Source organism: Actibacterium sp., assembly GCF_041584535.1.
Taxonomy (GTDB): Bacteria; Pseudomonadota; Alphaproteobacteria; order Rhodobacterales; family Rhodobacteraceae; genus Actibacterium_D.
Genome location: NZ_JBFHDW010000055.1, coordinates 1 through 11,100, shown reverse-complemented (window position 1 = coordinate 11,100; position 11,100 = coordinate 1). Strand labels below are relative to the sequence as shown.

At 62.1% G+C, this 11,100-nt stretch carries 12 protein-coding genes and 2 pseudogenes; 11 read left to right on the top strand and 3 right to left on the bottom strand.

Features of this window, described 5'->3' with window-relative positions; all coding sequences use genetic code 11:
• From ABYW26_RS04455 to ABYW26_RS04435, 5 genes and pseudogenes are all read left to right on the top strand, one after another.
• Window positions 1-343, top strand: a pseudogene (locus ABYW26_RS04455) (RNA methyltransferase); the annotation flags it as partial.
• Between the two features lie 54 nt (window positions 344-397).
• Entirely contained in the window at window positions 398-1,543 is a 1,146-nt protein-coding gene (gene ctaA / locus ABYW26_RS04450) for a heme A synthase (RefSeq protein WP_372603589.1), read from the top strand.
• On the top strand, window positions 1,540-3,018 hold the full coding sequence (locus ABYW26_RS04445) for a carboxypeptidase M32 (RefSeq protein WP_372603588.1): 1,479 nt from the start codon (window positions 1,540-1,542) through the stop codon (window positions 3,016-3,018). The genes ctaA and ABYW26_RS04445 overlap by 4 nt, the downstream gene beginning before the upstream one ends.
• The gene (locus ABYW26_RS04440) at window positions 2,987-3,823 is read left to right on the top strand and encodes a sulfotransferase family 2 domain-containing protein (protein WP_372603587.1); all 837 of its coding nucleotides are present in this window, start codon (window positions 2,987-2,989) and stop codon (window positions 3,821-3,823) included. The genes ABYW26_RS04445 and ABYW26_RS04440 overlap by 32 nt, the downstream gene beginning before the upstream one ends.
• 133 nt (window positions 3,824-3,956) lie before the next feature.
• A complete protein-coding gene (locus ABYW26_RS04435) occupies window positions 3,957-4,898 on the top strand; it encodes a glycosyltransferase family A protein (protein WP_372603586.1) in 942 nt (313 codons plus the stop codon).
• On the opposite strand, the gene ABYW26_RS04430 is transcribed toward ABYW26_RS04435, so the two are convergent.
• Complete coding sequence (locus ABYW26_RS04430) at window positions 4,855-5,646, bottom strand: enoyl-CoA hydratase (RefSeq protein ID WP_372603585.1); 792 nt, start codon at window positions 5,644-5,646, stop codon at window positions 4,855-4,857. The two genes, ABYW26_RS04435 and ABYW26_RS04430, sit on opposite strands and share 44 nt — an antisense overlap.
• Window positions 5,647-5,704: 58 nt before the next feature.
• On the opposite strand from ABYW26_RS04430, the gene ABYW26_RS04425 reads away from it, so the two are divergent.
• The 6 genes from ABYW26_RS04425 to ABYW26_RS04400 all read left to right on the top strand — a co-directional run bounded on the left by ABYW26_RS04425 (window position 5,705) and on the right by ABYW26_RS04400 (window position 10,292).
• Window positions 5,705-6,127, top strand: coding sequence for a PaaI family thioesterase (locus ABYW26_RS04425; RefSeq protein WP_372603584.1), 423 nt, complete (start codon window positions 5,705-5,707; stop codon window positions 6,125-6,127).
• A gap of 227 nt (window positions 6,128-6,354) precedes the next feature.
• Window positions 6,355-6,816: a 50S ribosomal protein L13 gene (gene rplM / locus ABYW26_RS04420; RefSeq protein WP_372603583.1), complete on the top strand. Its 462-nt coding sequence runs from the start codon at window positions 6,355-6,357 to the stop codon at window positions 6,814-6,816.
• A gap of 3 nt (window positions 6,817-6,819) precedes the next feature.
• Window positions 6,820-7,311, top strand: coding sequence for a 30S ribosomal protein S9 (gene rpsI, locus ABYW26_RS04415; RefSeq protein ID WP_372603582.1), 492 nt, complete (start codon window positions 6,820-6,822; stop codon window positions 7,309-7,311).
• Between the two features lie 211 nt (window positions 7,312-7,522).
• On the top strand, window positions 7,523-8,410 hold the full coding sequence (locus ABYW26_RS04410; protein ID WP_372603581.1) for an ABC transporter permease: 888 nt from the start codon (window positions 7,523-7,525) through the stop codon (window positions 8,408-8,410).
• Complete coding sequence (locus ABYW26_RS04405) at window positions 8,407-9,213, top strand: ABC transporter permease (protein ID WP_372603580.1); 807 nt, start codon at window positions 8,407-8,409, stop codon at window positions 9,211-9,213. Before ABYW26_RS04410 ends, ABYW26_RS04405 begins: the two co-directional genes overlap by 4 nt.
• Window positions 9,210-10,292, top strand: a complete 1,083-nt coding sequence (locus ABYW26_RS04400; RefSeq protein WP_372603579.1) for an ABC transporter ATP-binding protein — start codon at window positions 9,210-9,212, stop codon at window positions 10,290-10,292. Before ABYW26_RS04405 ends, ABYW26_RS04400 begins: the two co-directional genes overlap by 4 nt.
• Here the strand turns inward: ABYW26_RS04400 and ABYW26_RS04395 are convergent, their stop codons facing one another.
• Together ABYW26_RS04395 and ABYW26_RS04390 are read right to left on the bottom strand one after the other, a co-directional pair.
• A complete protein-coding gene (locus tag ABYW26_RS04395; RefSeq protein ID WP_372603578.1) occupies window positions 10,293-10,913 on the bottom strand; it encodes a TetR/AcrR family transcriptional regulator in 621 nt (206 codons plus the stop codon).
• Window positions 10,906-11,100: pseudogene (locus ABYW26_RS04390) on the bottom strand (polyphosphate kinase 2); the annotation flags it as partial. The gene ABYW26_RS04395 and the pseudogene ABYW26_RS04390, both read right to left, overlap by 8 nt.

Genomic DNA, 11,100 nt, shown 5'->3' with positions numbered 1-11,100 from the left:
GATGATCTCGGTGCCGGTGAACCCCGAGTTCGCCTCGCTTAATCTGGCGCAATGCGTGTTGCTGACCGCCTATGAATGGCGGCGGCAGACGGCGGAAATCGTGCCGCAGGTGGTCGAGATGGCGAAAACCGAATTCGCCGGTCATGTCGAGATTGAAAAGCTGGGCGATCATTTTGAGGACCGGCTTGAGACCGCCGGGTTCTTCTTTCCCGAGACCAAGGCCGAGGGCATGAAGCTGAACCTGCGCAACATGTGGAGCCGCATGCCGCTGACCCGCGCCGATGTGCAGATTCTGCACGGGATCATGCGGCAAATGGTGCGGTGGAAAGAACGCGGCGAGTGACTTGAAGGGCCGGGGCTGCGCGCCTAGTGTTCTGGCAATGATTTGGGGGTTCGCATGAGCGGAAAACGCAGCATTTTCGAAGAGGTCGGTTCAGGCAACACGGCCAAGCCCGCAGCGCAGCCGGGGCTGATCGACAAGGGCAACAAGGGCGCGCGTGGCGCGATCCGGCTGTGGCTGATGCTGATCTTCGTGATGGTCGCGGCGATGATCTTGGTCGGCGGGCTGACCCGGCTGACCGATAGCGGCTTGTCGATCACCGAATGGAAGCCGCTGACCGGCGCCCTGCCGCCGATGGGGGCCGAGGCCTGGCAGGATGCGTTCCAGAAATATCAGGCGATCCCGGAATATCAGATGCAGAACAAGGGCATGAGCCTGTCCGAGTTCCAGTTCATCTATTGGTGGGAATGGAGTCATCGCCAGCTTGGCCGCACCATCGGTCTGGTTTGGGCGCTGGGGTTTGTCGGCTTTGCATTGGCGCGGAAAATTCCTGCGGGCTGGACCGGGCGCTTGCTGGGGATCGGCGCGCTTGGCGGTTTTCAGGGCGCGATCGGCTGGTGGATGGTCAGTTCGGGCCTGACAGGCAGCCGGCTGGATGTGGCCTCATATCGGTTGGCGGTGCATCTGGGGCTGGCCTTTGTGATCTTCGGCTATCTGGCGTGGTTCATCCTGTTACTGGGCCGGCCTGAAAAAGACCTGATGCAGGCGCGGCGCGGGCGCGAGGGGCGACTGTTTGGCATCACGACCGGTCTGCTGCATCTGGCGTTTCTGCAAATCCTGCTGGGGGCGCTGGTGGCGGGGATTGATGCCGGGCGCGGTTTTCCCGACTGGCCGTTGATGGCGGGCGGATTTTTCCCGCCGGATATGTTCTCGCTTGCCCCGTGGTGGCGCAACTTTTTCGAGGATGCCGGGCTGGTGCAATTCCTGCATCGCATGGTCGGCTATCTGGTGCTTGTTTTTGGCGTCGTGGTTTGGCGGCGTGGTCGCAACAGCGGCAATATGCGCACCCGCGCGGCCTATGACGCAGTGCTGGGGATGCTGGTGTTGCAGGTGATCCTTGGCGTGGCGACGGTGATGCATTCAGCGCCATTGCATCTGGCCAGCCTGCATCAGCTTGGCGCGATCGTGCTGTGGGTGCTGATCCTGCGGGCGCGGTTCAACGCGCAATATCCCAGCGCCCAATCGGTGCGAGGCGCCGCATGAGCGCGTTTGACGCCCTGATGGCGCATCAGCACCAGACCGAGGCCTTGGCGCAGGTCGCCGGGCGTCTGGGCTGGGATCAGGAAACCATCATGCCGCGTGGCGCGGCCGCACAACGGGCCGAGGAAATCGGCGCGCTGGAAACGGTGCTGCACACGCGCCGCACCGACCCAAAGGTCGGGGATTGGCTGGCGGCGATTGACGATGCCGCGCTGGACCCCGTCGGTGCCGCCAAGATGCGCCATATCCGCCGGTCCTACGCGCGGGCGACCAAGATACCCGAGGCTTTGGCCACCGAGATCGCCAAGGTGACCAGCCGCGCTCAGGGTATCTGGGCCGAGGCGCGCGCTGCCAATGATGTCGCGCATTTCCTGCCGACGCTGGAACAGGTCGTGGCGCTGAAACGCGACGAGGCCGCGGCGCTGGCGGCGGGGGGTGATCTTTATGACGCCCTGCTGAATGATTACGAACCGGGGATCACCGCCGCCGAGATCGGCGCGATGTTCGACCGGATGCGCCCGCGTCTGGTGATGCTGCGCGAACGGGTGATGGCCAGCGGCAAGACCGCGCCCCGGATCAGCGGCCAGTTCGACGAGGACGCTCAAATGAAGCTGGCCCGCGAGGTGGCTGAACGCTTTGGCTATGACTGGCGGCACGGGCGGCTGGACAAGTCGGTGCATCCGTTCTCAAGCGGCTCGGGCAGCGATGTGCGGATCACCACGCGGGTCGATGCGAAGGATCCGTTCAACTGTCTGTATTCCACCATCCACGAGGTCGGCCACGCCACCTATGAGCAACGCATCAACCCCGATTATGCGCTGACGCCGCTGGGGGCAGGGGTGTCGATGGGGGTGCATGAAAGCCAAAGCCGGATTTACGAGAACCAGATCGGCCGCAGCCACGCCTTTACCGGCTGGCTGTTCGGGCGGATGGCTCAGATGTTCGGCACGGCGGGCGTCGCGGATGCCGAAGCCTTTTATGCCGCCGTGAACCGGGTGCATTCGGGCTATATCCGCACCGAGGCCGACGAGGTGCATTACAACCTGCATATCATGCTGCGCTTTGATCTTGAGCGTGCGCTGATCGCCGGCGATCTGGCGGTGGCCGATCTTGAGGCCGCGTGGAACGACCGCTTTCACCACGATTTCGGCGTTGCGGTCGACACGCCCGCCAATGGCGTGTTGCAGGATGTGCATTGGTCGGTCGGGCTGTTCGGCTATTTCCCGACCTATACTTTGGGCAATGTCTATGCCGGGTGCCTGAATCTGGCGATGCGGGCGGCGGTGCCCGATCTGGACCGCGATCTGGCAAAAGGCCATACCGAGGGCGCGACCGGCTGGCTGGCCGAGACTGTGCAACGCCACGGTGGCCTTTATGAGCCGCGCGATGTGATCGAGCGCGCCTGTGGCTTCGCGCCGAACGAGGGGCCGCTGCTGGATTATCTCGATGCGAAATTCGCCGCACTTTATGGGGTCTGACGTGACCGAGTTGCCGCTTTACCTGAACGATATCGACTCGAACGACGTGAAGACCCGGCTTCTGGCGCCCTTCGCGCCGCGCTATCGGGTGTTGCGGCAATTGCGGGCCGAGCCACCCGAGCTGCGGCTGCCCTACCGCGATCTGGTCATGACCTCGGACCGGAAATTCCTGTTCCTGCGCAATGCCAAGGCGGGCTGCACCTCGATCGCGCAGATCCTGTATTACTATGGCACCGGCAGCTTCTACCCGCGCAGCATTCACCGCGCGCAGAGCGGCGTGCTGCTGTCGCGCTATCACTGGTCGAAGGTCAAGCCAGTGCTGGAGGCAGGCCGCGCCTTTCTGTTCACCTTTGTGCGCGACCCCGAGGCGCGGGCCTATTCGGCCTTCACCAACTTTTTCGTCGATCAAAAGAATATCGCCCGACACAACCACATGCCCGCGCTTCAGGCGCTGGGATACAGCGCCGACAATCCGGTCAGCCGCAATTTCGATATCTATCTGGATTACCTTGAGGCTTGTCTGGACGCCGACCCGGTGCGCACCAGCACCCATTTCCGCCCGCAGGTTCTGAACATTGCCTATGGGGCGCTGAGCTATGATTTCATCGGCAAGCTGGAAAATATCGCCGAAGACCTGCCGAAAGTGTTCGAACTGGGCGGGGCGCCGGGCTTTCCTCCGACTGATGTAATGAATGCCCGGTTCAACCCCTCGATGGCCCAGCGCCCGCCCGAGCTGACCGACGGTCAGCGTCGCCGCATTCGCACGATCTTTGCCGCAGATTACGCGGCATTCGGATATGACTAAGACCGGCCGGGCCGGCGCATTGACATGCTGTCGCGCGGTTCGCTGGCGGGCCTGCACGGTTGACAACAGGGGGCTGCCAACGGATTGTCCCAATACGAAATTTGCGGCGCTTTATGGGGAATAGGCTCTGAACATGTCCGGGTCATATCCGCTGGAAGTCGCGATATTCTCGTATAATCGCGGGGCTTACCTGAAACAGGCGGTGGCGTCGGTTCAGCGCAATATTCCGCAGGCGCGGTTGCGTGTCTTTGACGATGACAGCGACGACCCCGAGACCTGCGCCTATCTTGATCAGATCAGCGACATGGTCACCCGGCACAGCCGCCGCGACACCGGCGATCGCCACGGCGGGTTGTATATCAACATGCAGCGGGCGTTGGAATCGGCACAGGCGCCACGGCTGTTGATGCTGCAAGACGACACGCAGGTGGTGCGTCCGGTCGATGCCACCGATCTGGCGCAGTTCGATGCGCTATTCGCGGCCGATCCGAAAGCCGGGTTCATCTGCCCGCTGTTCATTCGCGGCCAGCGCAAGCGGCGCTATCGGCGGCGGATGATGCCTGATCCGGACCTGCGCTGTTACCGGGCCAGACCGGGCAAGCCGGGGCTGGGTTATTTCGATATCACGGTGCTGGATGTCGAGCGCCTGCGGCAGGCCGACTGGCGCTTTCAACTAAGCGAAGACGCGAATATCGCGCAGGCGCGGCAGCTGTTCTCGGAAATGCCGCTGATGGCCGATCCGTTCGCGTTTTACTGTCCCGAAGTGCCGTTCTATCGCCACCGCCGCCAAAGCCTTGCAGCGCAACTGGCGCCACGGATCATCGGGACCGGGGTCAAGGGCTATCACGACCTGACCGCCGATCAGGTCGCCGCCTTGCGCGCGCGGCCGCTGAAACGCTGGCCGGTGGCCGAGAAATTCCTGACCCCGACCGATCCCGCGACCCGGCGCCCCTTTGTCTATAAGGACGTCAAGGCGCGTTGGTATCTGAACCTGATGTATAAGGTCGAACAGGCGCTGCGGCTGGCCGCGATTACTGAGTCCAATCGGGATCACGCTTCTCGAGAAAAGCAGTGATGCCCTCGTTGGTGTCGCGATACAGCATGTTCTGCACCATCACGTCGCCGGTATAGACATAGGCCTGATCCAGCGGCATCTGGATTTGTTCATAGAACGCTTCCTTGCCGATTTTCACCGCCGCGCCCAGCTTGGATGCCACGGTGTCGGCCAGTTCGCGGGTGGCGGATTGCAGATCGGCCTGCGGCACCACGCGGTTGATCAGCCCAAGGGCTTCGGCCTTGTCGGCGGGAATGAACTTGCCGGTGGTCAGCATCTCGAACGCCTGCTTGCGAGGAATGTTGCGCGACAGGGCCACCATCGGGGTCGAGCAGAACAGCCCGATATTCACCCCGTTCACCCCGAATTTGGTGCCCTCGGCGGCGATGGCCATGTCACAGGACGCGACCAACTGACAGCCGGCGGCGGTGGCGATGCCGTGGACCTCGGCGATCACAGGCTGCGGAATGCGCTGAACCCCGGTCATTACCTTGGCGCAGCGCATGAACAGATCTGCGAAATAGGCGCGGCCGCCGTCTTCGGCCTGACGCCCGGCCTGCATTTCCTTCAGGTCATGCCCGGCGCAAAACACTTTGCCCGCGCCGCGCAGGATCACCGCGCGAATTTTGGTATCGGTGCGCAGGCGGCCCAGCTCGACATGCAGCGCCCGCAGCATGGCATCGGACAGGGCGTTCAGCCGCTCGGGCGCGTTCAGCGTCAGTTCCGCTACGGCACCGCGGTCTTCGCGCAAAAGGATGCTGTCGGTCATATTGTCATTCCTCCCATTTGCGGGAAGTCTAGATTGCAAACGACAGAGGGGGAAGAGGATGAAACCCGTTATGGATATCCCGGCGCTGGAAGAGTTCCTGGCGCGCGAATTTCCGCAGATCGCCGGGCAGTTCGCCATCGAGGATGTCGGCCCGATGCGGGTGCGGATACGGCTGTTGGTGGCCGAACATCACCTGCGCCCCGGTGGCACGGTGTCAGGGCCAAGCATGTTCTCGCTGGCGGATCTGGCGATCTATGTGGCGATTCTGGCGATGATCGGCCCCGAGGGGCTGGCGGTGACCACGAATGCCTCAATCGACTTCATGCGCAAACCCGAAAGCGGTGCCGATCTGATCTGCGAAACCCGGCTGCTGAAACTGGGCCGGGTGCTGGCGGTGGGCGAGACCCTGATCTATTCCGATGGCGGCAAAGACCCGGTGGCCCGTGCCAGCATGACCTATTCGATTCCGCCCCGAAACTAGGACGCCTAGGCCCTTAGTCGTCCAACTAAGCCGCGCGATCTGGCCCGAGGGGCTGAAAATGGGGCGAAAATATGGGGTAAATAGATACCTATTTTGCAACCCATTGATATTACACCTATATATCGGTTTAAGCCCGCTTGACTGTGCGCGGGAAATGCTTAGAACCCACCCATCAAGTTGTCGGGGCGCACGTCGCGCCCCTTTTCTAAGCCATAGGGCCACGAACCATGAAAACCTTTACCGCTACTCCGGCGGATATCGAGAAGAAATGGATCCTGATCGACGCTGAAGGCGTTGTTCTGGGCCGTCTCGCCTCGATCGTCGCCATGCGCCTGCGCGGCAAGCACAAGCCGTCCTTCACCCCCCACATGGACATGGGTGATAACGTGATCATCATCAACGCTGACAAGGTCCAGATGACCGGCAACAAGCGCGATGACAAGAAATACTACTGGCACACTGGCCACCCGGGCGGCATCAAGCACCGCACCGCACGTCAGGTTCTGGAAGGCGCCTATCCCGAGCGCGTCGTTACCGCTGCTATCAAGCGCATGCTGCCGGGCAACCGCCTGAGCCGCCAGCAGATGACCAATCTGCGCGTATACGCCGGCGCCGAGCACCCCCATGAGGCCCAACAGCCCGAAGTGCTGGATGTCAAATCCATGAACTCCAAGAACACCCGGAGCTAACCCATGGCCGATCAAATCAAATCTCTCGACGCGCTGAATGAAGCCGTCACCGGCGAGGCTGCCGTCCTTCTTGACCTGGCCGCCCCCCGTGAACCCGTCCGCGATGAGCTGGGCCGTTCCTACGCCACCGGCAAACGGAAAGATGCGGTCGCCCGCGTCTGGATCAAGCCCGGTTCGGGCAAGGTCTCTGTCAACGGTAAAGAAATGAAGGCCTATTTCGCACGTCCGGTGCTGCAGATGATCCTGCGCCAGCCGTTCGAAATCACTGGCGTTGTTGACCAGTTCGACGTTGTCGCCACCGTCAAGGGCGGCGGTCTGTCGGGTCAAGCCGGTGCGGTCAAGCACGGCATCTCGAAAGCCCTGCAGCTTTATGATCCCGCCATGCGCGGCGCTCTGAAAGCCGCTGGCTTCCTGACCCGCGACAGCCGCGTTGTGGAACGTAAGAAATTCGGTAAGCGCAAAGCCCGCCGTTCGTTCCAGTTCTCGAAGCGTTAATCGCCTCGGACATGTTTTCGGAAAGGCCCGGCCAATGCGCCGGGCCTTTTCACGTTTGGGACCCCACCGGGCGCGGCGCACGGTCTTTGGGCGCTGATGCCTGCGGCGCGAGTATTTATCCCAAGAAAAAGGCCGGGTGCAGAACGGCTCTTGAGCAGGTCGCGGATTCCTCGCATGATTGCTGTCGGATAGTCGGGGGTCGCCGTTTGAAATGAGTCTGCGTCAGCGTTTTGGCCGCCTGCGGCGAAGTGAGGCGGCCAGTGGTTTGATTCTGGTCAGCCCGACAGCGATCTTTGCGCTGTTGCTGTTGGCGGCACCGCTGGCGACCATTCTGGCCTTTAGCTTTTGGAGCCAGGATTACCTGACCATCGACAAAAGCTTTACTCTGACCAACTATCACGAGGCGGTGACCCAGCCGCTGTATAGCAAGCTGATCTGGCGCTCGGTCCGGATTGCGGGCGCGGTCACGGTGGCGACGGTGCTGCTGGCGTTCCCGATTGCCTATTTTGTGTCTTTCGGCGTGTCGCAGGCGCGCAAAAGCATGTGGATCTTCATGATCACCATCCCGTTCTGGACCTCGTATCTGATCCGGGTGTTCCTGTGGAAGGTGATTTTGGGCTATAACGGCGTTCTTAACACCACGCTGCAAGGCCTTGGGATCATTGATGAACCTCTGAGTTTCATCCTGTATAACGCCAATGCGGTGGTGATCACGCTGGCCCATGCCTATGCGCCGTTCGCCATCCTGCCGATCTTTGTCGCGCTGGAAAAAATCGACCGTTCGCTGTTGGAGGCCAGCCGCGATCTGGGTGAGGGTCATGTGACCACCTTCCTGCGGGTGACCCTGCCGTTGGCGATGCCCGGCGTGGTGGCGGCGGTGCTGATCGTGTTCATCCCGACCATCGGCGATTATGTGACGCCGCGTCTGGTCGGCGGGCCGAATGGGTTGATGATTGCCAACATGATCCAGACCCAGTTCCTGAAATTGAACAACGCGCCGATGGGCGCGGCGCTGGCGGTGTTGTCGATGCTGTTGGTGGCGGCGATTGCCTTGGTCTTTGTCGGGGTAAACCGGCGGTTTTTGCGGGGGCCGAAATGAAGGGCGGCTGGTTGCGGATCTATGCGGTGGCCTATCTGGTGTTTCTTTATGCGCCGATCATTCTGCTGCCGATTTTCGCCTTCAATGACAGCACGATCATCGCGTTCCCGCTCAGCGGGTTCACCACGCAATGGTTTGGCGAACTGGCGAAAATTCCGGCGCTGCATGGCGCGGTTCTGAACAGCCTCAGCATCGCGGTCACAACGGCGCTGTTGGCGACGGTGCTGGGGATTTGCGCGGCGCGGGCCTCGGCGCGCTACATGTTCCCGGGCAAGAAGCCGATCATGGGCTTCATCATGCTGCCGCTGGTCCTGCCCGAAATCATCGTGGCGGTGGCGCTGTTGGTGGTGCTTCTGGCGCTGGGGCTGCCGTTGGGGGCGTGGACGGTGATCCTTGGGCATGTGCTGATCTGCACGCCATTTTCCATCGCGATCCTGACCTCGGCCTTTGCCAATATGGACCGATCACTGGAAGAAGCGGCGGTTGATCTGGGTGAGACCGCGTTCAGCACTTTTCGCCTGATCACCCTGCCACTGGTGATGCCGGGGATTATCTCGTCGCTGCTGATCGCCTTTACGATCTCGCTGGACGAATTCATCATCGCGTTTTTCCTGACCGGCACCGAGCCGACCTTGCCGGTCTATTTGTGGAGCCAATTGCGCTTTCCCCAGAAAATTCCCGCCGTCATGGCCCTGGGGACCATTCTGGTGGCGCTGTCGGTGATCCTGTTGACTGTGGCTGAATATTTCCGCCGCCGCGGCGTTGCGCGGGCGGGGGGCAAGGATACCGGGGGCTTTTTGTGACCAAGCCAATCATCGAACTGCGCGATGTGCAGAAATATTACGGCGATTACCACGCGCTGCGCGGGATCAGCGCCGATATTGCTCAGGGCGAGTTCTTTTCGCTGCTGGGGCCGTCGGGCTGTGGCAAGACCACGCTGTTGCGCACCATCGCCGGGTTCGAGGATGTCTCAGGCGGCACCGTGGCCATCGACGGCAAGGTGATGGAGGGCGTCCCCGCCAACCAGCGCCCGACCAATATGGTGTTCCAGTCCTATGCGATCTTTCCGCATCTTACCGTGGCGCAAAACGTGGGCTTTGGCCTGCGCCGCGCCCATCTGAGCAAAACCGAACTGGCCAGCCGCGTTGGTGCCGCGCTTGAGATGGTCGGGCTAGAGGGCTTTGGCAATCGCGCTGCGCACGCCCTCTCGGGTGGTCAGAGACAGCGCGTGGCGCTGGCGCGGGCGCTGATCCTCAAGCCCAAGGTGCTGCTGCTGGACGAGCCGCTGTCGGCGCTGGACAAGAAGCTGCGCGAGAACATGCAGGTCGAATTGATCAAGCTGCAGCGGCAGGTCGGGATCACCTTCATTCTGGTCACCCACGATCAGGAAGAGGCCTTGGTGATGTCCGACCGGATCGCGGTGATGTTCGAGGGCGAAATCGCCCAGTTGAACGATCCTGAAACCCTGTATCGCCGTCCGAATTCCCGGCGCGTGGCCGATTTTATCGGGGTGATGAACTTTATGCCCGCCGAAATCCTGTCCGAGCGCGGCGATCAGGTCGAACTGGAGATCGCCGGTCTGGGCCGGGTCGAGATCCCTGCCGGCCATGCCAGCTCGGGCGGTAAAGGGGTTAGCGTCGGCCTGCGGCCCGAGACCCTGACCATCCTGTTCAACGGCTCGGATACGCCTGATCGCGTGGCCGAGGGCGTGGTCGAAGAGGTCGTCTATTACGGCGACATGACCTATTACGATGTGCGGCTGAACGGGGCGGCGGCAGCCGTGCGGATTTCGATGCGCAATCTGGTCGGGCGCCCGGTGCTTGAGATCGGCACCCGCACCCGTGTTTCATGGAGCCCGCAAGCGCTGGTCCTGTTCCGCTAATCAGCTGTCGGGCGGGATCAGCCCCAGACCGCGCAGATAGATGCCGATGCCGGTTTCCAGCAATTCCTCGGGCGAAAACGGCGTGCGCGCGCCGGGGGCGCCGCGGGCATAAAGTTCGACCACGCCGTGGCTCATCGCCCAGATATGGGCCGAGAACATCGCCGCGGGCGGGCGTTTATCGGGCGGCAGATAGTGCAGCAGATCGGTCGCGGCGCGTTCCAGCACGCCATTGGCGCGGGCAGCGACCAGCGCCAGATCGGGCGAGGCATTCACCGGCACGCCGCTTTCGAACATCGCCATGTAATGGCCGGGATATTTGCGGGCAAAGGCCAGATAGGCGCGGCCGGTGGCCTCGAAACTGGCTTTGGCCGACGGCTGACCCTTTTCATAGGCGTATTCCATCAGATCGGCGAAAATCTGATAGCCTTGCCGCGCGGCCTCGGCGATCAGGTCGTCGCGCCCGGCAAAATGGCGATAGACCGCCGCCGGGGTGACGCCCGCCTTCTTGGCGGCCTCGGACAGGGTGAACCCCTGCGGGCCTTTTTCCTCGATCAGCGCCAGTGCCGCGTCGACCAGCGCCTGCTTGAGGTTGCCGTGATGATAGCCGCGCTTTTTATGCATCCCAGATTTCGGGGCCACCCGCGATCAGCGGATCGGGGGTCTGGACCGCGTTCCGGTTCTTGTCAGGGTAATCGACGGCGCACAGCACCTGCTGAAGCGCGGCGATCCGGGCGCGGCGTTTGTCATCCGAACGGATCACCGTCCATGGCGCATCGATGACATGCGATCGCGTCAGGGTCTGGGAAAT